We start from the raw sequence: 26,086 nt of genomic DNA, 5'->3' as shown, positions 1-26,086 counted from the left end.
CCCGAGTCTAAATCCATCGCAGCCGTCTGTCTAGCAAAAAATTGTCTGGAAATTATTTTCCCCCTTCGGTATGCTAAGGTCATGTTTGAAAATATAAATTGGTTTGATATTGCGATGGTAATCCTTTTGGTGGGGTCAGCTGTCTTTGGCTTCCTGACTGGATTCACAGATAAATTTTTTTCAGCCTTAAGCTGGGTAGGGGCGGGGCTCTTGACCCTACATCTTTACCCCTATTTGCGTCCTTGGGTGGGTTCTTTCATTGATCAAAATTTTTTGGCGGCAATTGTGACCATTGCGGCGGTTTTCCTGGTTCTATTGATTACCTTTAAACTGGGCGTAAGCTTTTTATCCAAAAGCGTGAAAGACAGCCCCCTGGGTAGTTTGGATCGGGGGTTAGGCATTCTTTTTGGAGCATTTACTGGATTTTTATTCCTGATCGCTGTCTATCTAGGGTTGCAGTGTTCCTTGTCTGCTACCTCTTATCCAGAATCTTTAAACAAGTCCAAGATCTGGCCTTTTGTGGCAATTGGAAGCACCTATGTTGAAAGGCTGATTCCCGTAAAATTACCAAAGTTGGACGAGGGACCAACGGCCGCTGAAAATCGGGCCGCACGGGAAAGACTTATGCAGAAATTCTCCCATGCTCCCTCTCAAAAATCCCAAAAGCCCTCCGTCGGCTATCCTGCTAAGGATCGCGCCGCTTTAGACACTATATTTTCTACCACGGAGTAGTTCGTCTTATTACCTTCCTCAGTCCCATTTTTTGCTTTCCTCGGGCTCTCTTTTTTTGCTTTCCTCGGGCTTGACCCGAGGGCCCACGCCTTACTTCTTGCGGCATCCCAACCGGGGTGCGTTCCGCACCCTTAGACCCTCGGGTCGAAGCCCGAGGGAATCAATTTAATTTTCAATCTTTCTAATTAGGGGAGGGAAATCCCTTGGTTCCTGCCAAACAATATTTTCCGATCTCATTTCTCAGCTTTCTCAAGCCCTTATCATTTTCCATAATGAGACTTCTCGTGTTTACGCAGTCTTTCATTTAAAACCCCCTTCAATCCTTTTTTCCGTTTCCTTATAGACAAAGAATCTCTCCGCCATTACTATTGTCACATGAAAAATTTTATCCTCTCCCAGCGCTTTTTTATGTTGTTTCTCTTCATTCTGTCCACAGCAGTTTTGATAGTGAATTTCACCCTGGAGCATGGCTTTCAAATGTTCCCTTGTCAGATGTGTATTTTAGAGCGCTACCCTTATAGTGCCCTCCTTATCCTTTCCATGATCAGTTATTTCTTTCCCTTGCACAAAATAGCGCCTCTGGTTCAGGCTGGTATTATTCTAACCTTGCTTACCAGTTTGGGGCTTAGTTTTTATCATGTGGGGCTTGAATATCACTTCTTTAACCTTCCCCATTTCTGTGGGGGTGGAGATCCGGGCCATTTTGAAAATGTTGAGGCCCTGAAAGCCTATCTTTCTGAACAAACCCAAATTGTTCGGTGCGACATTGTTTTGCTTAAGGTTTTGGGACATTCTTTGGCGGAATGGAATTTCTTTTTGTCTGCGGCTTTGCTGGGCTTGACCGCATATTTCATCAAGAACAAAAAGCATGACGCTGCCTAAAAAAACCATTCAATCCATGGTGCGGGTTAACCATGCGGGTGAATATGGAGCCTTACGCATTTACCAAGGCCAGCTGAAGGTTTTGGGTGATTCTACTGTAGCCCAGGACTTGCAACATATGTTGACCCAAGAACAAGCCCATTTAAAAGCCTTTGAAGATCAATTAAAACTCCACAACACCGCTCCCACCTTGCTGCAACCCCTGTGGGACAAGGGCGCTTTCTTGCTGGGCCTTGGAACAGCTTTGCTGGGCAAGAAAGCTGCCATGGCTTGCACCGTTGCCGTTGAGGAAGTCATTGACGAACACTACCGCAGTCAGCTGGTCCAGTTATCCCAAGACCCCTCTCAGAAACCCCTGGAAACCCTTATTGAGACCTGTCGCCAAGAGGAATTAGACCACAGGTCCATTGCCCTTGAAAGCGGCGCCCGGGAATCAAAAGCCTACGTCCCCCTTACTTTTGGCATTAAAATAGCTTGCAAGGCGGCGATTTTCCTGTCAAAAAAGATATAAGAAACACCTTAATTTAGGGAGACACTTTTTTTCAGAAATTAAGGAGTACGAGTGAAACTAGGGGCGATGGCTTCGACCTGTACTGACTACACGAGAAGCCTGAGATGCCGCGGTTTTGCGAGGTAATCGTTAATTTGTGAAAAAAGTAAACAGGAGAATACCATCATGATTAATTCCGTCAAAAGAATCATCGTTGCCGCCCATTACAAAGGTGCCCGCTTTATTGAAAGCCAGGGGATTGTTGTTCACGGTGTTTTGGCTGAATTGCATAATGAGCATGTGGGAACTCATGACGAGGCAGAACACCGCACCCATGAGCGTTGCATTGAAAAAGAGAAATTCTCCCACCAAATTTGCCACGAATTAAAAAGAATATTAGAGCTATCTCCCTCTCACACAGAAGTCATTCTGGTGGCTGAGCCCAAGATGCTTGGCTTGCTGCGGGAAGATATGGAAAAGGAACTGGCTCATGTGACTGTCTACAAGGCTTTGCACGTGGACCCAGCTCGCCTAAGCTTGAAAGATATCGAAGCAAAAATATTTGAATAATAAAATAGCTGGATCGCCACGCCCTGCCGGGCTCGCGAAGACGAGAAAGAGTCGTCCTTGCGAGGAGAATCAACGATTCGACGAAGCAATCCAGCTTTCTTTTAAATCTTTTTTATGCTAAAAAATTCCTTATGGAAAAGCATTTCTACATCACAACACCTATTTACTATCCCAACAGTGTTCCCCACATTGGGTCTGTTTACACGACCCTGTGCTGCGACATGATTGCGCGCTTCAAGAAGCTGGATGGCTACACTGTAAAGTTTTTGACCGGCACAGATGAACATGGCCAAAAGATTGAAAAAGCAGCAGAAGACAACCATGAAACCCCTCAAGAATTTGTGGATACTCTTTCGGCCTCTTTTCGAAAGGTTTTAGAGGTCTATAATTTTTCCTGCAGTGATTTCATCAGAACCACGGAAGATCGTCACAAAAAGGGCGCTCTGGCCTTTTGGAAGACCTTAGAAGATAAAGGCCACATCTACCTGGCCAATTATGCGGGCTGGTATTCCGTTCGGGACGAATCCTTTTACACAGAAACGGATCTGGTTGACGGTAAGGCCCCCACAGGCGCCCCCGTGGAATGGGTGGAAGAACCCAGCTATTTCTTTAATCTTTCCGCCTGGCAAGAAAAACTGTTGGAATTTTACGATCAAAACCCGGATTTCATTGCCCCTGCTTCCCGCCGTAACGAAGTCATCAGTTTTGTAAAAGGCGGCCTGAAAGACCTATCCGTTTCGCGCACATCCTTTTCCTGGGGCATCCCCCTGCCCTCGCATCCCGATCACATTATGTATGTTTGGTTGGATGCCCTTAGCAATTATATTACGGCCCTTGGCTATCCTGATACTCAGACTTCTGATTATAAGAACTTTTGGCCCGCTGATGTTCATATGGTGGGCAAAGATATTCTGCGCTTTCATGCGGTTTACTGGCCGGCCTTTTTGATGGCTGCAGGACTCCCTCTTCCCAAACGTATTTTTGCTCATGGCTGGTGGACAAACCGGGGGGACAAAATCTCTAAATCCCTAGGCAATACCATTGATCCCTTTGATTTGGCGGATCGTTTTGGGGTTGATCCTGTACGATATTTTCTGCTGCGGGAAATTCCCTTTGGTAATGATGGGGATTATTCCGAACAGGCCTTAATCCAACGCATCAACAGCCAACTTTCTAATGAATTTGGCAACCTGGCCCAGCGGACCCTTAGCATGGCTTGGAAAAACTGTGATGCCCGCATTCCAACCCTGACAAAGAAACTGGAAAAAATCGACGAAGACCTTTTGAACCAGGCCTATCAGATGCTGCCGGAACTGCGCTCTTTCATTGACCAACAGGCAATCCATAAATATGCAGACCTTGTGTGGACACTGGTAACACAAGCCAACAAATACGTTGACGAGCAAGCCCCCTGGGCACTTGCCAAAACTGATCCAGAACGAATGGAGGTTGTGTTATATGCAGTGGCTGAATTGCTCAGATGTTTGGCCATTTTGCTGCAACCCATGATTCCTGAATCAGCGGGCAAGCTTTTAGATTATCTTTCCGTTCCCCAAAATGAACGAGACCTTACCTTTTTATCAGCAGCCTATGCTGTAAAACAAGGGATTACCCTTACCAAACCAGAACCTCTTTTTCCAAGGATTATAACGAGTATTTAACATGACGACAGAAATAGAAAATGAATTTTCCCGCATTCTGCAAACCCATGGATTAGGGATTGCGGAAAAACCCCTTGCCTATGAAGCCACCCCCAATGAGTGCCGAAAAATAGCCGATCGCTTCCAGATTTTGGCCATAAAAAGCTTTAAAATAACGGGCGTTATTCAAAAATTGCCTGACGGGTTTTTTCAGGTAAAAGCCTCTCTGAAAGCTGAAGTTTTGCAAAATGACATCGCGACAACTGAGGAATTCTCCCAGTCTATTGCGGAAACCATAGTTTTGGTTTTGGCTCCAAAATCATCAGTTCCAAAGGAAGAAGATCTTGAGGTGAATGAGGATGCAGTGGAAACCATTCCTCTGGGCCGGGATGGTTCCATTGATATTGGCGAAATTTTTGTTCAATACCTTAGTTTGTCAATCGACCCCTATCCCAGTATTTCAAAACCTTAGATCCCCATGGAATGGAAGCGGTCCACCAATTTTGTTTCCTATCCTGAAGCTCTGGAATTTATGGACACTTACGTTGAAAGCATAAAAACAGGTACTCCTAACCTGGGCTGGTTTTTAGAGCACCCTCCCCTTTTCACCAAAGGGCTTCAATCAAAACCGGAAGACCATTTTTCAAGTGAATTGCCCATGTTTCCCACAAATCGCGGGGGCCAGATCACCTATCATGGGCCTGGGCAACGGGTTGTCTATGTCATGATGAATCTGAAGCCCTATGCCTGCGACATCAAAAAATATGTTTTCTTTTTGGAAGAATGGATCATTGAAACGCTCTCTCAGCTTGGAATTTCAGGGGAACGGCGCGCAGGACGCATTGGTGTGTGGGTTGTCACGCCCGATGGCGAAAAGAAAATCGCCGCCTTGGGGGTGCACCTGCACCAGTGGATCACCAGCCACGGCATTTCCTTGAACGTTTCAAACGATCTAAAACCCTATGATTCTATCGTTCCCTGTGGCCTGAAAGACTTTGGGGTAACCTCTCTAAAAGAACAGGGCATCCTTGTATCTATGGACGAAGTTGATGCGCTCTTGAAAGAAACTTTCTCCAGGGTTTTTGGCCGGATTTATGGATGAGTGATTCCCAGCTTTTCCTCAAGCAATTTCTTCACACGATTAATTGTTGATATTCCAAGGCTATCGTAGGGATAGTGGGGTTTATGAACAATAAATTTCCGGGAACCCCCATCTTTTTCGAACACAAATCTAACCATAGACCCTGTTGGAGTTTCGATTTTGGCAAATCCAGGAACTTCTTTGATAAAGCTTAAAAAATCATCCCAAGCCATTTGTCTTGTTGTTGGGTGCCAAAATTGATCAACATATTGTGCGCGCCTTGCATGAAGAGGAGAATTTTGTTTTGCAGGGGCAACTTCCTCTGCAGGGTTGACAACCTGGGGTTCAACAGCTTTCTTTACCTTAGCTTTAGCTTTACGATCTTGTCGGTGTAAGTCTTCAGCTTTCGCAAGCTCTGCCTGTATTTCCAATTGCTCTGCCTCTGATGATAGGGAACGAGTAAGCGGAGCCACCTCTGCTGTTGGGGCAGCGTCTGTTTTAGCTTCGATCACAACAGCCTTTTCAAACGTTTCGATCATTGTAACATCTTCATCGTCTGCATAATCAAGAGCATCGATAGCGGCTTTCTTTTTCTTCTTATTTCTCTTTTTAGTCTTTTTTACTGCTTCATCTAAAACAGGTTCAATAGCTATCACTTCTTTCGAAGTAGGCTCTGCCTCCAAAAATATTTTTGTTTTTCTAATAGTTTCGTCGAGGTCGGCCTGATGGGCTTTCAAGAATTCAAGCGCTTTTAAAGAGGTTTCAAGTGCTTTCAGAGTATCTTCCAGCGCTCCTTTGCGTTTTATTAATGATGCCTTTTCTGATAGAGGTTGAGCAACACTCAATATCCCCTTTTTTTTAACCACGTCTTCTCGTGATTTTTTGCTTTCTTCCAATCTTTTTAGATGGGCTTGAGTTTCCTCTATTTCAGTTTGAATTTTTACTCTACGAAGTTCTTCTTGTTCAAATTCTTGCATTTGCTCTTGAAGACACACTAAATCTGGGTTAGGAAATTGATCTGTTATTCCCAAACTGTAGCCTTCCAACATTTCAAAATAAGGCACAAAAATTCTATTTTGAGAATGAGATAAAAACTCCTTAAAGAATTTCAAAAATATATTATGAAAAGTGTGTTTTGCAGAACTTTCATCAACAAGTAAAAGAATAGAATAAAATTCCCGAGAAATATTTGCTGTGTATTGATATGAGCTTAAAAGAAACTCCACCCGTGACTGAACAGTATCTGTATAAGTTTTACTTATATGAGGCCAATATCTTAATTTGTTGGGGGTAGTAGCTTGTAAATCTTTGTCTTCAACAAGACCTTCCCAATCACCCTTCAAAAAATATAAAAGCATAAATGAAATGTAGCCCATACAATCTTTATGACAATCATCTATCCTTTGAATTATGGTCTCGAATGATTTAATATTTTCATTGGAAATAGTCCAGTTGGTTTGAAGGAATGTTTGAAGATCTTGCTTTCTTTGTTCTATTTCCAACTGACTTTTCGGCATCATGACGGGCGCATCTAGACAAAGTGTTTTGTAAAAATCATTAATTTTTTTAGCATCACTTATTGCGTTTAAATTATCGAGTTCTGCAAGAAAGTCTGCGCTGAATTGCCGATCGTCCATAAATGTAGCGATACGAGCATTCGTGAGATCTCTTATCTCCTCAAGATGATCTTGAACCGTACTTTTGCTACTAAAAGAAATTAGAAACAAAACCCCGAAAAAACCAATAATAATCTTCTTCTTCATCATCCTCCTCCTTTATAAAAAAACTATAATACATATAGGTGTAATTTTTTCAATTTCAACCCTTTTAAAAAATTCAAACCCTATGCTGTGGGCCCAAGTATCCCAAGCTTTTCTGCAAGCAATCTTTTTACGCGACTGATTGTTTCTATCCCAAGGCTGTCATAGGGATAATGGGCCTTGTGAACATTAATCTTTATGAGAGCAGCATCCTTTTGGAACAAAAAGCCGACGATAGATCCCCCTAATCCATCATATCTCGCAAAGCCTGGCACTTCCTTGATAAAGCTTAAAAAATCATTCCAAGCTATTCGTCTTGTTGTGGGGTTCCAAAATCGCTCAATATTCTTCATGCGCTGTGCATGGAGAACCTTTGTGCCAATGTCTGCCACAGCTTCTGTAGGAATAACAACTTCTTCTTCAGGTTTTTTCCCCTTTTCTTTCTTTGTGCGACCTAGAGCGTATTGTCTTGCTGCCTCTTCTAATCCTTGAGCGACTTCTTCTGAAAAGTCTGTTTCTCCCTCTAGAGAGACTGTTTCTGGGGAATCTGTTTTTTCTTGAACAATCTGTAGCTCATCTGCTGGCTGAGCTTCCTCAACAATATTGGGAACCCCAACCTCTTTTAGTTCACCTGTTTGAAAAATAGGGACTTCTTCGTCATCTGAGTATTCTCGCTCTTCTGTGCCATGTGTATTTTTCGTCTTCTTTTTCTTCTTCTTTTTGGTTTTTTTAACTGCAGAAGCAGCTTCAACTTTGACCAGTTCTGGCAAAATGCCTGACTCTAAAAAAGTTTTTGTTGTGCCAATAGCCCTCTCGGCATCAGCTTGATATTTTCTTAATATTTCAAGATCTTTACTAGGATCGTTTAGACAGTCTAACTGTTCCTGAAGAAGTTCTTTTTCTTTCATTAACGCTGCTCTGGTTTTTGGCGGAGTTTCTGGTTTTCTAGCAGAATATTTTTTCTCTTTTAGCTCTTTGATAGTTTCTTCTAAGACCTTTATCTCTGCTTGAAGCGATTTTTGCTTAGCTTCTTGTGGAGAAAGCCCCTTTATTTTTTTTTGCACAAAACATAATTCAGGATTTGGAATCTCATCGATTATTCCTAAAAGGTACCCCTCTAAGGCTCCAAAATAAAGGCGCAAAGATTCATATTCAGGTTTGGTAAAAAATTTTCCATAGATGTTTTGAAAAATGTTATTAAGGGTCTGTGTTGCAGAAGGGGCATCATAAGTCTTCATAATAGAATAAATTTCTTTTAAAATGGATACTTCATATTCATATGCGTTTAGATTGCAGAATATTTGTGCTTGCACAGGTTCTGGATAAGTCTTGACGTGCTCAGGAAGATAACTTGTCTTATGAAAGGGGAGTTCTCCGGAAAGCTTGTTAAAAAGACCTCCCAAATTGCCCTCAAGCATAGAAGATTGGCAAGAATAGAAAGTGATATCAGCACCATGCTCTAAATAGCAAGATTGTAATATCCCTATCTTTTGTCGCATAGTGCTGATAGCCTCAGCATCTTGCATAAACAATGCTCTATTCAGTCCGAATACTGCCTTTAGTTCAACTTTTTTTTGTGCCACACTTCTGTGTTTATCCACCACTCCCATAATAAACCTTTGGTGAAGAGCGTTAATTTCTTTCACATCTTCTTCTACACTTAACATATCAATTTCTGTGTTAAATTGATCTGCATCTTGATTAGCAGAGCTATAAGCCGCTGTGACCTGTAGCATTTGATCAAGATATTCCTGCACAACCCCTTTGCTTTCAAAGGAAAACAGACCCAAAACCCCAAACAAACCAATAATAATCTTCTTCATTTCATAAACCTATAAAAAATTCTTTTGCAGATGTAGGTACAATTTTTGAGTTTTCAATAGCGTTCTTGCTTTTTTTTTGAATTAACCCTACCTTAAGCCATTATGAGCTTACAGATTGGACCCATAAAAATAGACGCACCCGTTATTCTGGCTCCCATGTCAGGGGTAACGGATCTGCCTTTTCGACGCCTTGTAAAGAAGTACGGGGCGGGGCTTGTGGTGTCTGAAATGATCGCAAGCCGGGCCATGATTATGGAAACTAGGCAATCCCTTTTGAAGGCAAAACACACAACAGATGAATTCCCTATGGCTGTTCAGTTGGCAGGGTGTGAACCAGAAGTTATGGCTGAGGCCGCAAAATTAAATGCAGATATGGGCGCCCAAATTATTGATATCAATATGGGATGCCCTATGAAAAAGGTCACGAATGGCTACGCTGGGTCAGCTTTGATGAGGGATGAAGACCTAGCCACAAAAATCATTGAGGCCACAGTCAAGGCTGTCAATTTGCCGGTTACTTTGAAAATGAGAACCGGATGGGATGATAATAATAAAAACGCCCCGCGCCTCGCAAAAATTGCTGAAAATGCTGGCATTCAAATGATCACTATTCATGGAAGAACAAGATCTCAACTTTATAATGGTAAAGCCGACTGGGCATTTATTCGCCAAGTGAAGGAAGCCGTATCTATCCCCGTTGTTGGTAATGGGGATGTAAAAACTATGGAAGATGTGACTGATCTATTTGGTCAATCTGGTGCGGATGCAGTGATGATTGGCCGTGGAGCCTATGGCCGCCCTTGGTTTTTAGCGCAAGCTATTGAATTTTTGAAAACAGGCACTACCTTGCCCGATCCAGTTTTGACCGAGCAACTATCTGTTGTGTTAGAGCACATTGATCTCTTGATTGAGCATTATGGAGAATATACAGGAACACATATGGCCAGAAAACATTTGGGATGGTACAGTAAAGGACTGGAATCTTCAGCAGACTTTCGGGTTCGCGTAAACAGAATAGAAACAGAAAGAGAACTAAAAGAATGTGTCCAATCCTTTTATGGATCCCTTATAGAAAAAGAAATTTAACATGAAACCCCCTGCCCTTTCTGCATTATTTGAAGCTTATTTAGATGAATACTTTGAAAGTCAAAATGTTCTTTATCTTCACAATATGCACGCAACTATTCTAAAGGCGGTTGAAAAACCCCTGATTACCTTGATTCTGCAAAAGACCTGTTACAATCAAAGTAAAACCGCGGAAATTTTAGGTCTTAACCGAAACACACTAAGAAAAAAAATGGATGAACTGGGGATTAAAATTAAACATGAATCCAAACCATCCTAAAAATTTTTGGAGCTTTGCAAAGCCTCTTAAAAGCACTTTTCCAAAGTTTAAACGAGGCTATCTTCGCCATAATATTTCTGTTCTATTCTTTGTTTTTGCCTTAGCCTTAACGGTTATTACCCTTAGTATTTTAAGTGGTTTTTCTGTTTTTAGCACAAATCCAAAGCTTGTCCTTTATCTTTTAGTCACAGATGTAGTTGTTTTTTTGGTTTTGGGAATTCTAATTGCCCGAAAATTGGTTGAATTATGGATAGAACGCAAAAAGGGATTGGCCGGTTCAAAAATACACGTTCGCCTTTCTTTGATTTTCGGCGGACTTGCTATTGCTCCTGCTATTACCATGACTCTTTTATCTGTTCTATTCTTTCATTTTGGGGTTCAAGATTGGTTTAGCGATCGTGTCAAAAGTGCTCTAGGAGAGTCTGTTTTGGTGGCTGAGTCCTATTTAGAGGAGCACAAACGAACGGTTTCAAAAGATGCAAGCCTAATGGCCTATGATTTAGATAAGCAATTTGGCCATCTTAGAACCCGGCAAGAAGTTGATAATTATCTAACAATCATGTCATCGCTGCGTTCCTTATCAGAAGCTATTGTCTTTGACGCTAATCAAAATCTTCTAGGTCGTTCAAATTTAACCTTTGCCCTGCAATTTGAACCCATTCCTTTAAAATCCATTGAAGATGCTAAAAATGGAAAAGTATCTCTCTTGAGCAGCTCGCACAAAGATCGTATGCGAGCTTTAGTTAGCTTGCCGTCTAACCCCAACATTTATCTGTTTGTGGGCAGATCTGTTGATCCCACGGTTTTAAAGCATTTGCAGAAAGCCCAAACTATTTTTGATGAATATGGCATCCTAGAAGGCAAACGACTTGGTTTTGAAATTGTGGTGATTGGGCTCTTTTTCGTGATTGCCCTGCTCTTGCTTCTGGTTTCCATCTGGATCGGTCTTGTCATGGCTCGCAAGCTTGTGCAACCCATCAAAGAACTGATAGAGGCTTCAGAGCAAATTAGAAGCGGTAATTTGAACATTAATTTACCCGAACGGGACCAAAAAGATGAACTTCATATTTTAAGTCGCTCTTTTAACCGGATGGCTAGTCGTTTAAAAACCCAACAAACAGAATTATTGGAAGCCAACAAAGTGCTAGATGAACGGCGTCGCTTTATTGAATCAACCCTGTCCGGCGTATCCTCAGGGGTTATTGGCTTGGATCTTGCGGAAAAAATCGTCTACCCAAATCAGATGGCTTCAAAGCTTATTGGATTGAATCTTCAACATTATAAGGGTGTTAAGATTGGGCAACTGATTCCTGAAATGAAACCGATCCTAAAAAAAGCATCTAAATCCCAGTTGGCTATCACAGAAGGGCATATGCAGATCAACTTGAAAGGGAATCTTAGAGTGTTCACCGTTCATATTGTGCCAGAAAAGACAGATACTGAAGTGAGGGGATATGTTTTGACCCTGGACGATATCACTAACCTGATTGCCGCTCAAAAACAAGCTGCCTGGTCCGATGTGGCCCAACGAGTGGCCCATGAAATTAAAAATCCTTTAACTCCTATCCATTTGTCAGCAGAACGCTTAAAGCGAAAGTATTTTAAAGAAATCAAAACAGATCCCGATTCCTTCTTAGAATGCGTTGATATTATTACACGTCAGGTTAATTTCATTGGACATCTTGTTTCAGAATTTTCTGCCTTTGCTAGAATGCCCTCCCCTATTTTAAGCAGAAACAATCTAAACCATATCTGTGAACAGTCTGTTTCCTTGCAAAAAAACGCCCACTCCTTAATCAACTTTACAATTGATCTACCAAAAGAGCCGGTTTACATGCAGTGTGATGAAGAGCAAATCAGCCAAGCTTTATCGAACCTTTTAAAAAACTCATCAGAAGCTATTTCTGAAAATGAGCATCCAAAAGCCAATCCTCAAATTAATCTTTCTATAGAAACTACGGAAAATTCTATCGAGATTTTTATTAAAGATAATGGGCCAGGATTTCCTTTAGACCAAAAAGATAAATTACTAGACCCCTATACAACCACCCGATCTAAGGGAACAGGGCTTGGCCTTGCCATTGTTCAAAAAATTATCGAAGATCATAAGGGGCAAATTTACCTGTTAAATCAGACAAAATCTTCTGGAGCGATTGTACGTTTAGTGTTTCCTAAAAGTAACAAGCCGTGATATAGTTACCACAGAAAAAAGAGAGTATGTCAGGAAATGGCTCATGATATTTTAATTGTTGACGATCAAGAAGATATTCGGCAAATGCTGGCCACCATTCTAAAAGACGAAGGGTACCAAACCAGACAAGCCTCAAGTGGCCATGAAGCCCTAGATCAACTGAAACTTAGACGTCCTCACCTTGTTATTCTTGATATTTGGCTTGATGATAGCCGCTTAGATGGTCTAAAAAGCTTAGAGCTTATCAAACAACTTCATGCAACCGTTCCTGTTGTTATGATCAGTGGTCATGGAACCATTGAAACGGCGGTCTGTGCCTTGAAAAAAGGGGCCTATGACTTCATTGAAAAACCTTTCAAAACAGAGCGCTTGTTAAATGTTGTTCGTCGGGGACTAGAGCTTTCTCAGTTGCAGCAAGAAATTCAGTCCTTAAAACAAGACACCGAACGGGTCAGTGACCTTACGGGTCACTCCCCCCAGATTTCAGCCTTGAAACAAGCTGTTGAACGTGTTTCAAAAACCAATAGCCGTATTATGATTGAGGGCCCTGCAGGGGTTGGAAAAGAAATTGTTGCTCGCCTGGTTCATAAGCACTCTAGCCGCGCTCAAAACCCTTTTGTTCTGGTAAACTGTGCCAATTTGTCACCTACGCGATTTGAGGAAGAACTTTTTGGCAAAGAAACCCGAATTGGCTCCATTGAAACAGATCTGAAACTTGGATTGCTTGAAAAAGCAGATCGTGGCACTTTATTTTTGGATGGCATTCACGAAATGCCATTAGAAACCCAGGGTAAAATTCTGCAAGTTCTTCACGATCAGAAATTTTATCGGGTGGGGGGCACGAAGCCCATTCAGGTAGATATCCGGTTTATTTCATCTCATAACGGTTCTTTAGCTGAAAAAATAAAGAAAGAAACCTTCCGGGAAGATTTATTCTATAGGCTTAATGTTGTGCCCTTGATTGTTCCTTCTTTATACCAGAGACGGGATGATGTTATGGAGCTCGCGAATTATTTCGTTAAAAAATTCTTTAGTAACAATGAAAAAGTGAAGCGATATTTTGCAGAAGACGCTAAATTTCTTTTAGAAACTTATTCGTGGCCCGGGAATGTTCGCCAAATGCGTAATATTGTCGAATGGCTTTCTATTATGCATCCTGAAGCAGAAGCAATTACCTTGAAAATGTTGCCAACAGAGCTTCAGGGGTCTGAGATGCCTCAGCAAGATGCAAGCGTGATGTCTTCTTCATTTATTGCTCTGCCTATCAAGCAGGCACGAGAAGAATTTGAAAAAAACTATCTCGACCTTCACATTAAAAGATTTAACGGGAATATTTCTAAAACAGCTCAAGCGGTGGGAATGGAAAGAACAGCCTTGCATCGTAAGATAAAAATGTTGAATCTTCCAGCAACAGAACAATAGGGAAATCATGAAAGCAATTATTTGTGGAGCCACCCAAATTGGATATAGTATCGCAGCCTATTTAGCCGCCAAAGAAAATGATATTATTGTCATTGATGAATCAGCAGAACGCATTGCTTATGTTCAGGAAACCTTGGATGTACAAGCCATACAGGGTTGTGGAGCGCACCCCGATTTGCTTGAAAGTTTAGGGGCAGCCTCAGCGGATTTGCTGATTGCTGTTATGCAATCAGATGAACAAAATATTATCAGTTGCCAGATTGCGGATTCTTTGTTCAAAATCCCAAAAAAAATAGCCCATATTCGCAATCAAAGTTATTTGAATTCCGTCTGGATCAAAAAACCGGAATATAAAATCCCCATCGACTATATTATTTCCCCAGAGCAACAGGTTGCACGAGTTATTTTATCAAATCTACAGGTGCCTGGTACGATGGAGGTTGTATCTTTAACAAATTCTCATACGGTAGTAATTTCTATTCACATGAATGCCCACTGCCCTATGAACAATATCCCTTTGCAACAAATTGGCGAGCAGTTTCCACAAATGCCCTTTCGGGCACTTACAATCATTCGGCATGATCATTTTATTATTCCGCAAGCAAAAGATTACTTGCAAGCCAATGACATGGTCTACATTTTGATTGAAAAGGTAAAGCTTCAGAAATTTCTTTCTGTGTTTGCCATCAATTCTGAACCCATTCAACGTCTTGTTGTGGCTGGGGGTGGAAATGTGGGGTTTTACCTGGCTCAAGGTATTCAGCAAAGCATGCCCAATGTGGATTTAAAAATTATTGAAAGCAATAAGGACCGGGCCCAATTGTTAGCACAATCCCTGGAATCTGCTGTGGTGCTGCATGGAAGCGCTGTAGATATTAATGTACTAAAAGAAGCGAATGTTGCCCAATCGGATATGTTTGTGGCCATCACCAATGATGATGCCACTAATATTTTATCTTCCTTATTGGCTAAAAATTTTGGTTGTTTAAGAGTATCTACCCTCGTCAGCAATATTATGTATCCCAAGTTTTTGCCGTCTTTAGGCATCGATAGCATTTTGAACCCTAGTTTCGTGACCATTTCCAAGGTTCTTAACCATGTGCGGCGCGGACTGATTCAATCTGTGCACGTTTTACAAGGAGGGTCTGGAGAAATTTTTGAAGCAACTGTTGCTCATGGGTCTGAAGTTATTGGGTCGCCCATTTCTGTTTTAGAGCACGACAAACAATCGATGGTGGCTGGTCTTATTCGTGATCATGTGTTTTCCATGCCTCATTCGGCCGACATTATCGAGGAAGGCGATCAGCTGATCCTTGTTCTAGCCAGCAAATTTATTCCCAAAATCGAAGCAATGTTTAGAACGTAAGCCCCATGAGCAGATACGTTTACATCAATGGGGAATTTCTGGCTTTTGAAGAGGCAGTTGTGTCTGTGGAAGACCGGGCTTATCTTTTTGGAGATGGCGTTTACGACGTTATTCACTTTGTTGGCAAAAACTTAGTTGATGGGCAAAAACATTTAGACCGCTTAGTTGGGTCTGCCAAAGAAATTCGCATATCTTCATCTACCCTTACCCCCCTGCCCTTTCTGATCGACAAGCTTATTTCTTTAAATCGCATCGATGAGGGATTTGTTTACATTCAACTTTCCCGGGGCATTGCCCCCCGCAACCATTTATTTCCAGATTCGTCTGTTCGCCCGAGTCTTTTCTTGTTTATAAAAAGAATGCCTTTTCAAGATTTCAAAGGTGTTTCTGTCATCACGGGTCCGGATACTCGATGGGCCAAATGTCAAGTAAAGTCTATTAATCTGTTGCCCAATGTATTAGCTAAACAAGAAGCAGCGGATGCTGGGGCTTATGAAACTTGGTTTGTGGATGAAAAAGATCAGGTTTCAGAAGGTACTTTGTCAAATGCATGGATTGTTAAAAATGATACGCTCTATACAGCGCCAACAACTATGAATATTTTGAATGGGATTACACGGCAACGGTTAATTCAGCTGGCTAAAAAGAACGACATAAAGGTTTTAGAGCAATCTTTTACCGTAAAAGAAGCCCTATCAGCCCAAGAGGCCTTCATTACCAGCACTAACTCACCCATTACTCCTGTGATCAAGATAAATAACCACTCAATTGGGAATGGCAAAATAGGCCCCTTCGTTCAAAAACTGCATGATCTTTACTTAGGTTTTGTTAAGAGTGAGCGCACAAAATGAAGCAAATTCTTTCCTTACCCAAATGCATTATTTTTGACTGGGATGGGGTGTTGGTTGACACAAAGGAATTGATTGCAGCCGCCTATTTCCACACATTTCTAAGCCTTGGAAAGCCTTTACCTGAAATGGATATGCTTCATCAGCTGCCTGGCACATCCTTGCGGGATTATTTTCCTAAAATTTTTGGAGAGGATGCAAAAAAAGCTGAGCGTTTTTTTTATGCTTATGTGAATGAAAACCATTTGAAGGCTCTTAAAACAACCGAGGGATCTGAAGAGTTACTGGGTTATCTTAAAAAAAGAGACATCCCCTGCTCGATCGTTAGCAACAAACGGGGTGATATTTTACGAAAAGAATTAGAATTTTTAGATTGGACAGGTTTTTTTCATAAGACAATAGGGTCAAAAGATTGTCCAGAAGATAAACCCTCCCCCAAAACGATTACCGCTGCTGTTGAGGGGCTTAATGCCCCCATGGATCATAATACCTGGTTTGTTGGGGACTGGATGACGGATCTGGAATGTGCTCACAGATCCCACCTATTTGCCATTTTGTTTAATAACCCTGTCCTAAAAGACAAAAAAGACTTGCCTTATAGATTTGATTTCTATATTAATGACTGCAAAGAGTTGAAAAAAATTCTAACTCAACTATAATGAATGAAGAAGAGAGACTATTATGACAGTAGAAAAAACGACAGAAAAAAAACAAAATGCCCAAGACGTGTTCTTGAATTTTGTTCGAAAGAATAAAACTCCCATTACAATGTTCTTGATGAATGGCATTAAGCTGCAGGGAATCATAACAGGTTTCGATACTTTTATCGTTATCCTTAAAAAAGATGGTTTTATCCAGGTTGTTTACAAGCATGCTATATCAACGATTATGCCTAATGAACCTGTAAAACTTTATGAAGTTGACGAAGCAAGCTTATAAAGTTCTGATGTTATCCGTCTTTTGCGGATGACATTAACCTATCTTATTCACCCTGTTGTTGGCCCCAAGGAAAAATCTTCCTTAAGCACCAGAACTGCTGATGGTAAATTGGCTGAGCTGGAAAACCTCGCTAAATCTATTGACTTAGACTCAGAGGGCGCAGAAATCATCAATCTTTCCAAAGTTCATCCAGGTACTTTTCTGGGAAAAGGAAATGTTGATCGCTTAAAGGGCATTATATCCTCCTTTGACATAAATCTTGTCATCATCAATGCTCCCCTAAGCCCTGCTCAACAACGGAATCTTGAGAAAAGTTGGAATACAAAGGTTATTGACCGCACCAATCTAATTTTAGAAATTTTTGGCGCTCGGGCCAAAACCAGTGAGGGATCCTTACAGGTTGAGCTGGCTGCCCTAAATTATCAACGAAGTCGACTGGTTAGATCATGGACCCACTTAGAGCGTCAGAGGGGCGGATTTGGGTTTGTTGGAGGCCCTGGAGAGTCTCAGCTAGAACTTGATCGACGGATGCTAGAAACCCGCATTGAAAACATTACTAAATCTCTGGAAAAAGTAAAAAAAACCCGGGGCCTTCACAGAAAAAACCGGCAAAAATCTTACCCTGTTGTGGCGCTTGTAGGATATACAAATGCTGGCAAATCAACTCTTTTTAATCGGTTGACGGGGGCCAATGTGTTGGCAGAAGACAAATTGTTTGCCACCTTAGACCCAACCCTGCGACTTATGAAATTACCCTCAACTCGCAATGCTATTTTATCTGATACTGTGGGGTTTATTTCTGACTTACCAACCCAACTGGTAACCGCTTTCCACGCCACCTTAGAGGAAGTAACCCTGGCCGATATTATTTTGCATGTACAAGATGTATCTCATCCAGAATATTTGGCCCAAGAGAAAGATGTGAATCAAGTTTTGGAAAGTTTGGGCATTTCTACACATAAAAATCCCAAAATCATTACCGTCTATAATAAAATAGATTGCTTGGATGAACTAAAGGGCGCCCGCTTCCTAGGACGTGCTAAGCGCCTGAAGAACGCTGCAGCCATTTCAGCCGCAACTGGTCTGAACTGTGATGTTCTTTTGAAAAAGTTAGATCATCTGCTTTCCCAAAGTCACCATAAAATAAAGATCAAACTACACGCAAATGAAGGGAATTTGCTGTCTTGGCTGTATAAACATGGGCAGGTTTTGAGTATTTCTCAAAAAGAAGATGATATTTTTATTGAAGTAACTCTTGACGAGATCGAAGAAAATCGCTTTAACAAAATAAGGCAAAAAAGCCGACTCCTCGAATCTTAGGGAAGTCAACATAATGCGGGTGTGGTGAAATTGGTAGACACACTAGATTTAGGTTCTAGCGGCTCACGCTGTGGGGGTTCAAGTCCCTCCACCCGCACCAATAATATTGATAACTGAAAGCAGTAAAAATAATGAAACATATTCTGAATATTAAAGAAACTCGTTCTAATGGATTGGAAAAAGAGTTTGAAATTACAATCGCTGGCCATTTTATTGAAGAGAAAATTGAGGCAGCCCTGAAAGCAAAAGCGACGACTGTTTCTTTGCCCGGCTTCCGCCCAGGTAAAGCGCCCCTTCCTATCGTCCGTCAGCGGTACGGAGCAGAAATTATTGATGAGACCCTGAACAATGTTCTAGGTCATGTTTCTGAGGAAGTTTTGGGCGAGAAAAAACTGAAGCCCGCAACTCACCCTCACTATCATATGGAAAAGGAATATGAAGCTGGTAAAGACTTCGCCTACAGACTTCACTTTGAAATTATGCCCTCTATCAAGCCTGTTGATGTGAAATCTTTGGAAATCACTGAATACAAAATCAAGGCCAATGCAGAAGACATCCAGACGATGAATAAGATCTTAGCTGACTCTCGCAAAAAGAAGGAAGCGTGCTCTCCTAAACATAAATCCCAACTGGGGGATGTTCTAACCATTGCTTTCACAGGAAAACTGAATGGCAAAGTATTGCCCCAAGCCACAGCTGACAGTTACGACCTAGAATTGGGCTCAAAGAGCTTTATTGAAGGCTTTGAAGAAGGGTTGTTGAACCATTCCGCGGGGGATGAGGTTGTTTTGAATCTTACTTTCCCAAAGGCTTACCACAGCAAAGATTTAGCTGGAAAAGTTGTTGAATTTACGGTTCAAATCAAGGAAATAAGCCAACAGGTTGCTCAAGAAGTTAACGATGACTTCGCTAAAAGCCTTGGATACAAAGACCTGGCTGAGCTTGAACTGGAACATCAACGCATGGCAGAAGGTGCCAACAAAAAAGTTGCGATGGAATCTATCAAGCAAGAAGTCTTGGACACACTGGATAAGCTGTATGACTTTGAGGTGCCTCCTCGTATGGCGCGCATTGAATTTGAAAACATTTGCCGTCAGTTGGAAGCCGAGCTGCCCGAAAAAGAGCAAGAAGAGCATCGCAAAAATAACTTTGAAGATTGGAAAAAAGAATATCAACCCGTTGCTGACCGCCGCGTAAGACTAGGGCTGATTTTAGCAGATATTTCTAACCATCACAAAGTTGGTGTGGATCCCAGGGATTTAAGCAATGCTATTTTGCAAGAAGCTCAATCTTACCCAGGCCAAGAAAAGCAGGTGATTGATTATTACAAAACCAATCAAGATGCTCTATCTTATTTGCGCGCATCTTTACTTGAAAATAAAGTCATCGACTTTATTGTGAAAAATGCTAAACTTTCTCCTAAGGAAGTAACGCGGGAAGAACTTAAAAAAATAGAAGAAGCCCGTGAATTAGCTTTCGCAAAAAGATCAAAAAAGTAGGAAAAACATGGCAGACTTTGACCCGACACAGATGAACACTCTAATCCCCATGGTTGTTGAACAGACAGCCCGGGGCGAAAGATCTTATGATATTTATTCACGCCTACTCAAAGAACGAATTATCTTTTTGACGGGTGAGATTAATGACTATACCTCTAGTTTGTTGTGTGCTCAGCTGCTGTTTTTAGAGGCGGAAAATCCTAAGAAAGATATCAATTTTTATATCAATTCTCCCGGCGGACATGTGACAGCGGGTTTCGCCGTTTTTGATACAATGAACTATATCAAGCCCGATGTGGCAACCGTGTGCATGGGCCAAGCAGCTTCTATGGGATCTTTTCTGTTGATGGCTGGGGCAAAAGGAAAAAGATATGCTTTGCCTAATTCCCGCGTCATGATTCATCAGCCTTTAGGGGGTGCTCGGGGGCAAGCAACAGACATTGAAATTCAGGCCCGTGAGATTCTGTCTATCAGAAAACGTATGTATGACATTTATGTAACCTGCACAGGACAGTCTTTCAAGACGATCGAAGAATCTATGGAGCGTGATAATTTCCTAAGCCCCGAAGAAGCCAAGGCATTCGGTCTGATTGACGAGATTGTCACTTCTCGTCCCCATGGGATGGAAATAGCGCCTGCGGTTTAAAAACCTCACACCATTACCGTCATTGCGCAAAAAGAAATTCCCATCTTTCTTTTTGCATATGGCGTACCGCCATGGCTGCTACGCACCAGTTGGATTGCTTCGTCGGACTGCACCTTTCTCGCAAGAATGAAGTTTTGCTCAGAGACCGGGAGAACCTATAAGAGTTCTTTCTCCTCATCCATTAAATTTTTCTGCTCTTCCCCCTTGAAAAAATGATTTTCGTACCTACCTATAGGTTATCTGATAAAAATGTGATAGAAATGGGAATGCATACAAAAGAGTTAGCCTACTTAACAGAAGGAACTTCCGTCGTTTACCCCGGTCAAGGCATTGGGGTTATTTCATCAATTACTCAGCAACACATTGCTGGCCATGCTTTAGACGTCGTGGTTATTTATTTTGAGGAATCAAAAATGAATATCACGATCCCTTTAAAAAAGGTAAAAGATTCTGGCATGCGGGCTATTTCCTCAGGCCAGGAAATTGAACAAGCCTTTAAAGTATTGGGGCTTCCCACAAAAGCATCCAAACTTCCTTGGGTTCGTCGTCACGAACAATATGAAGAAAAAATTAATTCTGGTCGCGTTGACAAACTGGCTGAGGCTTTACGTGATTTAAATCATGAACTTTCCCAAACTGAAGGAAGCTACAGCAAGCGTATTCTGTATAAAAAGGCCATGGACCGCATGATTCAAGAAATTTCCCTGACCAAAAAGATGACCGAAACCGAGGCGCTGACCTATTTGGAGTCTTTGCTGAAGCAATAGAATCCTACTCCCCGAACTGTTCCTTAAGAATTCGGGCATCCAGACTGCTTTCTTGATCAAACAATAGGCTTAGACTTTTTTCTTTAGATTGCTGAATTGTCACTTTTTTCACATTCTTGACTTCATTAAAGTCAGCCACCGCAGAAACTGGTCTTTTTTTAGGGTCTAGAATATAAACCTCCACACAGGCTGATTGCTCTAGCAAAGCTCCTCGCCACCGTCGCGGCCGAAAGGGAGATAAGGGAGTCATAGCCAAGACATTGGCCCGCAAGGGAATAATGGGCCCATGGGCTGAATAGTTATAAGCGGTACTGCCTGCGGGTGTTGCAACCAAAACACCATCACAAATAAGACGGCGCAACTGCACTTTACTATCAACGCTGATTTTCAAGTGGGCCGCTTGCGAGCTGTGCCGCAGCATGGACACTTCGTTGATAGCATGGTAAACGTGGGACACATCATCTGTATCTATAGCCTCCATCACCAAGGGATTCAGCTTGATTACCGTTGCTTTCAGAAGACGTTCTTCCAGTTTTTTTAGATTAAATTCATTCATCAGAAACCCGAGGGTCCCGCAATTAATGCCGAAAATCTTCACGGAATTATGATTCAAACCTATATGAAGGTGCCGCAGCAGAAATCCATCCCCCCCCAACACAACCCAGTAGTCAGCATCCTCAATAGGAACCGGTTTGTGAAAACGATGTAACTCTTTCAGCGCCTGTTGCGCACGGGCTGTTTTATCGGCAAAAAAATGTATCTTTAAGGAGATCATCCTCTACCCATATCATTTTTGACGCACCTTGTCATCTTTGGGTTTTTTCATTTTTGCGAGACAGGGTAAACTCTTAACCAATGGGTCGCAAAAAACGTTAAAAATCTATTTTGCTTTTAGAGGTTCTTGTTTTATTCAAGGGTAGACATTATATTGTAATCAAAGAGAGGATTTTGACCATGCGAAAGGTATTATCGTGTACTCACCCGGCCTTAAGAAAGGTTGCTGAACCTGTTCAGGTGGATGCTGCCCTATTGCCTTTGCTTAAAGAAATGGCTGAAATCATGTACACGGAAGAAGGCGCTGGCCTTGCCGCCCCGCAAATTGGAGTCAGCAAACAGATTATTGTGATTGATATTGATGATAATGGTGCCCAATTCTTTATAAATCCCCAAATTTATTGGCGCTCTGAAGAAATGGACATCTTTGATGAAGGATGCCTTTCCGTACCAGGAGTTAGGCTAAAAATTGAACGCCATACAGAAATCAAAGTAAAGTTTCAAGATGAAACAGGAAAAGCCCATGACATTCATGCAACAGAGTTACTGGCCCACGTTCTGCAACATGAAATAGATCATTTAAAAGGCAAGTTAAACATTGATTACTTGTCACCCATTCAACGAACGCGCATCTTGAATAGAATCAAGCGAGATGAACGTTTGCAAGCCACAGCTTAGATTGCCTATGGTTTCCATGCCCCCCAGAATTATCTTTATGGGAACCCCCCAGTTTTCCGTTGCTCCCTTAAAAGCCTTGTTGGAAAATGCTTATCATGTGGTTGCTGTTTATACCCAGCCCCCAAGACCTGCGGGTCGGGGCTATGATGTGGTTCCCTCCCCCGTTCATGAATTTGCCAAACAGCATCATATTCCTGTCTATACGCCAGATACTTTGAAAACTGCAGAAGAACTTGCTAAATTTCAAGATCTCAAGCCAGATTTAGCAATCGTCGTGGCTTACGGCATGATTCTTTCAAGGGCATTCTTAGAAATACCTGTCTTGGGATGCTTGAACATCCATGCCTCTTTGTTGCCCCAATGGCGAGGCGCTGCCCCCATCCAGCGTTGTATTATGGCTGGAGACAAAGAATCTGGTGTTGCATTGATGAAAATGGATGAGGGCGTTGATACGGGTCCTGTGATTGCAATGGCACCCCTGTCCCTTTCCCCCCACATGACATCGGGGAAGCTTTTTGAATTACTGGCTGATTTGGGCGCAAGAACACTGATAAAATACTTGCCAGATTATATGTCTGGGAACTTAAAACCAATGCCGCAATCCGCCGCTGGTTCTATCATTGCAAAGAAAATTAAAAAAGAAGAGGCTCAGCTTGATTTTAAGGAGAGTGCTGTTGCTTTGGAACGCAAAATTCGGGGGCTTAATCCATTTCCTGGGGCTTATTTCAATTATCATAATATGCGCATTAAAGTGTTAGAGGCCACTTTAACGCCGGGCCCTTTGGCAGCTAGCGGAACGATTGTGGATGAACAGTTTGGCGTTGCCTGTGGGGAAGGTGTTTTGTACCCCAAAATCTTACAAAAACCAGGAGGCAAAGTTTTGCCTATAGAAACATTCTTAAATGGCTTTTCTTTTAACGTGGGCGACCGTTTAAATGACCCTGCAGCGCTTTAAGTTAACCATAGAATACGATGGGACCGCTTTTGCCGGGTGGCAACGGCAAGAAAATGCCCCATCAGTTCAGCAAGCTGTTGAAGAGGCCTTAGCTAAGTTTATGCCTGCCTTTCAGGCGGAAAGCTTGCAAGTGGCGGGGCGCACGGATGCGGGTGTTCATGCCCTGGGCCAGGTAGCCCATGTGGATCTTCCAGAAAATGTGACGGAAACAACTGTAAGGCGGGCCCTGAATTTTTATCTGGATCAATTCTCTATTAGCATTATAAAAGCAGAAAAGGTAGGTCCTGAATTTCATGCCAGATTTTCTGCGAAGAAAAGAACCTATCTGTACCGTATTGTGAATCGCCCAGACAAGCTGGCTTTGGACTGTATGCGGGCTTGGCATGTGCCCTTTGCCTTAGATATTGAAAAAATGCAGCAGGGGGCCTTGGCTCTTTTGGGATGCCATGATTTTTCCGCTTTTCGAACGGTACATTGTCAGGCAAAGAACCCTGTGCGGACCCTTGAGAAACTGGAAGTACGAAAAATAGGGGATCAGATAGAATTTTATGTGGAAGCCCCCTCTTTTCTGCATCATCAGGTGCGAAATATGGTGGGAACACTGGTTGATGTGGGTCGTGGAAAGTACGCGCCCCTATATGTGAAAAAGATTTTGGAATCTAAAGATCGGGCCTTGGCTGGCCCCACGGCCCCTGCCCATGCACTTTATTTTATAAAAGTTGATTATTAGGGTTGACGAAAGTTTTGTTCTTTGTAATATGTGAACACGCTATTCACTGGCCCCTGTGGTGGAATTGGTAGACGCGGTAGACTCAAAATCTACTGTCCGCAAGGACGTGGGAGTTCGATTCTCCCTGGGGGCACCATCATTTACTTTTTCTAAAATCTCCCGATTACGAATGTAATTTTCACGCATCTTTCGATCATGCCTGAAAAGTTTAGTGCATCTTTTGTGGAATTTTGGATTATCTAAAAAATCTTTCAGCATGTTTGAATGAAGAATATTTTGATCTTGCAGTGTTGTTATTTTTGAATCTTTCCAAGACTGCTGCAACTGCATTAAAGAAAGAGCCAGCCCCTCAATAGCTGAGGAATTATTGGTCTGTCCCAAAACTTGACACAAAAACTTATAACAAGTTTTGATGCGGCAACTTCTGATGCAAAAATACCCTTTTGAAAGCACAGGATTGGCTTGCTTGTTGGGCGTACGGCTTAACACCCCTTTTATAATGTCAGCCTTTAAACATTGGTTGCCTGCAAAACAGGCAGATAGTTCCCTACCAAAGCTTTTTCCAAACACCTGATTGCACGAGGTATAACAAGAAACATGGCGCAAAAAAGGTTCTGTCGTATCTGTAAAAAATGAATTAATTTTGGTCAGGGGCTTTTCCAGAGCAGCAGCCTCTACCGTTGAAAATAGTAATATGAAACTTAAAAATAGAACAAACATGCTTCCCTGGTGTTTATTTGATTATAGCTAAAGTATATCCCTAAGAAGATAAATTGGTCAATCCATGATAAGTTAAATATCATTTTCCGGGGATACACTCCTCACGGCGATCATTTAGAATCTGTCGACGGCACCCTTAGTATTTCTCGTTGTGTTCTAACGCTAAGTACAAAATCTTCCTCATCCTCTGGAGCATGTTCTTTGTATTTTTCATTGACCGCCTTTCTAAGCACTTTCCATTTTTTCTCTGGTAAGATTTTTAGGGCAACAATAACTTCTTGTTTAATTTTCCCTGTTTTGTCATATCGGGATAAATTGGTTACACATTCTATAAAATATTCATTCATACGATCTTGATCGCAGTCTTTTATCTTTTGAATAATTTTAATACAGGCTTGATGATCTGCTACTTTATCTAACGACATATTCGCAATAACATCTACGTGTTTTTGAGAACAACCGCTCAAGCTAGCTTTAATGTTAGAGCATCTCTCCATCAGACTAGAAATACAATATTCATTTTGTACCTGTTTAGCCGATTTTTGCCTTAGATCAGTAATGAGATCTAATAGATTCTGCAGATTGCCTCCAACTGCTTTTGTTCCAAACATTTTGCAAAAATACTCGTGATCTTTTTTGGATTTGGTCGCCAAGAAAGAAATGATGGCTTGCCTCCAAGGCTCAGACCTGCCATCCAAAAGAGCTTGAACATAATCCGGCTTTTCTGATGCCACATCTTCTTGAGGACTCCCGGCTGAAGGGAATTGAGATCTTGTCATTGCACTTGCGGGTCTGGCGCCATCATCTGCTGTTGCCCCATAAGAGCATGTCCAGTTTGCGGCCCCTAATGCCAGAATAATTAAAAATTTCTTCATCTTTTGTCTCCTATAAAAATGAACCTGATAGAT

At 41.9% G+C, this 26,086-nt stretch carries 26 protein-coding genes and 2 tRNA genes; 24 read left to right on the top strand and 4 right to left on the bottom strand.

Annotation, left to right across the window (positions count from 1 at the left end):
- Positions 1–81: 81 nt before the first annotated feature.
- From WCG05_00770 to lipB, 7 genes are all read left to right on the top strand, one after another.
- Positions 82–732, top strand: coding sequence for a CvpA family protein (locus tag WCG05_00770; protein MEI8320530.1), 651 nt, complete (start codon positions 82–84; stop codon positions 730–732).
- Positions 733–1,107: 375 nt separating this feature from the next.
- Positions 1,108–1,614, top strand: coding sequence for a disulfide bond formation protein B (locus WCG05_00765; protein MEI8320529.1), 507 nt, complete (start codon positions 1,108–1,110; stop codon positions 1,612–1,614).
- On the top strand, positions 1,601–2,125 hold the full coding sequence (locus WCG05_00760) for a demethoxyubiquinone hydroxylase family protein (GenBank protein ID MEI8320528.1): 525 nt from the start codon (positions 1,601–1,603) through the stop codon (positions 2,123–2,125). Before WCG05_00765 ends, WCG05_00760 begins: the two co-directional genes overlap by 14 nt.
- A 165-nt stretch (positions 2,126–2,290) precedes the next feature.
- Positions 2,291–2,674 carry a host attachment protein gene (locus WCG05_00755; protein MEI8320527.1) on the top strand — a complete coding sequence of 128 codons (384 nt, stop codon included), beginning with the start codon at positions 2,291–2,293 and terminating at the stop codon, positions 2,672–2,674.
- 131 nt (positions 2,675–2,805) lie between these two features.
- Complete coding sequence (gene metG / locus WCG05_00750; GenBank protein ID MEI8320526.1) at positions 2,806–4,335, top strand: methionine--tRNA ligase; 1,530 nt, start codon at positions 2,806–2,808, stop codon at positions 4,333–4,335.
- Position 4,336: 1 nt separating this feature from the next.
- Entirely contained in the window at positions 4,337–4,786 is a 450-nt protein-coding gene (locus WCG05_00745; protein MEI8320525.1) for a hypothetical protein, read from the top strand.
- 6 nt (positions 4,787–4,792) lie between these two features.
- Complete coding sequence (gene lipB / locus WCG05_00740; protein ID MEI8320524.1) at positions 4,793–5,416, top strand: lipoyl(octanoyl) transferase LipB; 624 nt, start codon at positions 4,793–4,795, stop codon at positions 5,414–5,416.
- Here the strand turns inward: lipB and WCG05_00735 are convergent.
- Together WCG05_00735 and WCG05_00730 are read right to left on the bottom strand one after the other, a co-directional pair.
- Entirely contained in the window at positions 5,407–7,161 is a 1,755-nt protein-coding gene (locus WCG05_00735) for a hypothetical protein (protein ID MEI8320523.1), read from the bottom strand. The genes lipB and WCG05_00735 overlap by 10 nt on opposite strands.
- A 77-nt stretch (positions 7,162–7,238) precedes the next feature.
- Positions 7,239–8,978 carry a hypothetical protein gene (locus WCG05_00730; GenBank protein ID MEI8320522.1) on the bottom strand — a complete coding sequence of 580 codons (1,740 nt, stop codon included), beginning with the start codon at positions 8,976–8,978 and terminating at the stop codon, positions 7,239–7,241.
- Between the two features lie 102 nt (positions 8,979–9,080).
- Between WCG05_00730 and dusB the strand changes: the two genes are divergently transcribed.
- The 13 genes from dusB to WCG05_00665 all read left to right on the top strand — a co-directional run bounded on the left by dusB (position 9,081) and on the right by WCG05_00665 (position 21,321).
- Positions 9,081–10,064 carry a tRNA dihydrouridine synthase DusB gene (gene dusB / locus WCG05_00725; protein MEI8320521.1) on the top strand — a complete coding sequence of 328 codons (984 nt, stop codon included), beginning with the start codon at positions 9,081–9,083 and terminating at the stop codon, positions 10,062–10,064.
- A gap of 1 nt (position 10,065) precedes the next feature.
- Complete coding sequence (locus tag WCG05_00720; protein ID MEI8320520.1) at positions 10,066–10,323, top strand: helix-turn-helix domain-containing protein; 258 nt, start codon at positions 10,066–10,068, stop codon at positions 10,321–10,323.
- Complete coding sequence (locus WCG05_00715; protein MEI8320519.1) at positions 10,304–12,514, top strand: PAS domain-containing sensor histidine kinase; 2,211 nt, start codon at positions 10,304–10,306, stop codon at positions 12,512–12,514. The genes WCG05_00720 and WCG05_00715 overlap by 20 nt, the downstream gene beginning before the upstream one ends.
- 36 nt (positions 12,515–12,550) lie before the next feature.
- Positions 12,551–13,936 (top strand): sigma-54 dependent transcriptional regulator, encoded by a 1,386-nt coding sequence (locus tag WCG05_00710; GenBank protein MEI8320518.1) that lies wholly within the window; start codon positions 12,551–12,553, stop codon positions 13,934–13,936.
- A gap of 7 nt (positions 13,937–13,943) precedes the next feature.
- Positions 13,944–15,302 carry a Trk system potassium transporter TrkA gene (gene trkA / locus WCG05_00705; GenBank protein ID MEI8320517.1) on the top strand — a complete coding sequence of 453 codons (1,359 nt, stop codon included), beginning with the start codon at positions 13,944–13,946 and terminating at the stop codon, positions 15,300–15,302.
- 5 nt (positions 15,303–15,307) lie between these two features.
- A complete protein-coding gene (locus WCG05_00700; GenBank protein MEI8320516.1) occupies positions 15,308–16,153 on the top strand; it encodes a D-amino acid aminotransferase in 846 nt (281 codons plus the stop codon).
- The gene (locus WCG05_00695; protein MEI8320515.1) at positions 16,150–16,809 is read left to right on the top strand and encodes an HAD hydrolase-like protein; all 660 of its coding nucleotides are present in this window, start codon (positions 16,150–16,152) and stop codon (positions 16,807–16,809) included. Before WCG05_00700 ends, WCG05_00695 begins: the two co-directional genes overlap by 4 nt.
- A gap of 22 nt (positions 16,810–16,831) precedes the next feature.
- Entirely contained in the window at positions 16,832–17,089 is a 258-nt protein-coding gene (gene hfq, locus WCG05_00690; protein ID MEI8320514.1) for an RNA chaperone Hfq, read from the top strand.
- A gap of 27 nt (positions 17,090–17,116) precedes the next feature.
- The gene (hflX, locus tag WCG05_00685; protein MEI8320513.1) at positions 17,117–18,409 is read left to right on the top strand and encodes a GTPase HflX; all 1,293 of its coding nucleotides are present in this window, start codon (positions 17,117–17,119) and stop codon (positions 18,407–18,409) included.
- A gap of 15 nt (positions 18,410–18,424) precedes the next feature.
- Positions 18,425–18,509, top strand: a tRNA-Leu gene (locus tag WCG05_00680).
- A 31-nt stretch (positions 18,510–18,540) separates the two neighbouring features.
- Positions 18,541–19,908, top strand: a complete 1,368-nt coding sequence (tig, locus tag WCG05_00675) for a trigger factor (protein ID MEI8320512.1) — start codon at positions 18,541–18,543, stop codon at positions 19,906–19,908.
- 7 nt (positions 19,909–19,915) lie between these two features.
- Positions 19,916–20,554, top strand: a complete 639-nt coding sequence (gene clpP / locus WCG05_00670) for an ATP-dependent Clp endopeptidase proteolytic subunit ClpP (GenBank protein MEI8320511.1) — start codon at positions 19,916–19,918, stop codon at positions 20,552–20,554.
- 260 nt (positions 20,555–20,814) lie between these two features.
- Positions 20,815–21,321 carry a CarD family transcriptional regulator gene (locus tag WCG05_00665; protein MEI8320510.1) on the top strand — a complete coding sequence of 169 codons (507 nt, stop codon included), beginning with the start codon at positions 20,815–20,817 and terminating at the stop codon, positions 21,319–21,321.
- A 4-nt stretch (positions 21,322–21,325) separates the two neighbouring features.
- On the opposite strand, the gene WCG05_00660 is transcribed toward WCG05_00665, so the two are convergent.
- Entirely contained in the window at positions 21,326–22,096 is a 771-nt protein-coding gene (locus tag WCG05_00660) for an NAD kinase (GenBank protein MEI8320509.1), read from the bottom strand.
- A gap of 179 nt (positions 22,097–22,275) precedes the next feature.
- On the opposite strand from WCG05_00660, the gene def reads away from it, so the two are divergent.
- From def to WCG05_00640, 4 genes are all read left to right on the top strand, one after another.
- Entirely contained in the window at positions 22,276–22,773 is a 498-nt protein-coding gene (def, locus tag WCG05_00655) for a peptide deformylase (protein ID MEI8320508.1), read from the top strand.
- Between the two features lie 16 nt (positions 22,774–22,789).
- Complete coding sequence (gene fmt, locus WCG05_00650) at positions 22,790–23,728, top strand: methionyl-tRNA formyltransferase (GenBank protein ID MEI8320507.1); 939 nt, start codon at positions 22,790–22,792, stop codon at positions 23,726–23,728.
- Complete coding sequence (gene truA, locus WCG05_00645; protein ID MEI8320506.1) at positions 23,709–24,458, top strand: tRNA pseudouridine(38-40) synthase TruA; 750 nt, start codon at positions 23,709–23,711, stop codon at positions 24,456–24,458. The genes fmt and truA overlap by 20 nt, the downstream gene beginning before the upstream one ends.
- A 49-nt stretch (positions 24,459–24,507) precedes the next feature.
- A tRNA-Leu gene (locus WCG05_00640) sits at positions 24,508–24,594 on the top strand.
- A gap of 694 nt (positions 24,595–25,288) precedes the next feature.
- On the opposite strand, the gene WCG05_00635 is transcribed toward WCG05_00640, so the two are convergent.
- Positions 25,289–26,053 (bottom strand): hypothetical protein, encoded by a 765-nt coding sequence (locus WCG05_00635; protein MEI8320505.1) that lies wholly within the window; start codon positions 26,051–26,053, stop codon positions 25,289–25,291.
- Positions 26,054–26,086 lie beyond the last annotated feature (33 nt).

It is taken from the genome of Alphaproteobacteria bacterium (genome assembly GCA_037146715.1).
Taxonomy (GTDB): domain Bacteria; phylum Pseudomonadota; class Alphaproteobacteria; order UBA7879; family UBA5542; genus JBAWWO01.
The sequence above is the reverse complement of the archived record's forward strand: the minus strand, read 5'-3'. Positions and strand labels throughout refer to the sequence as shown.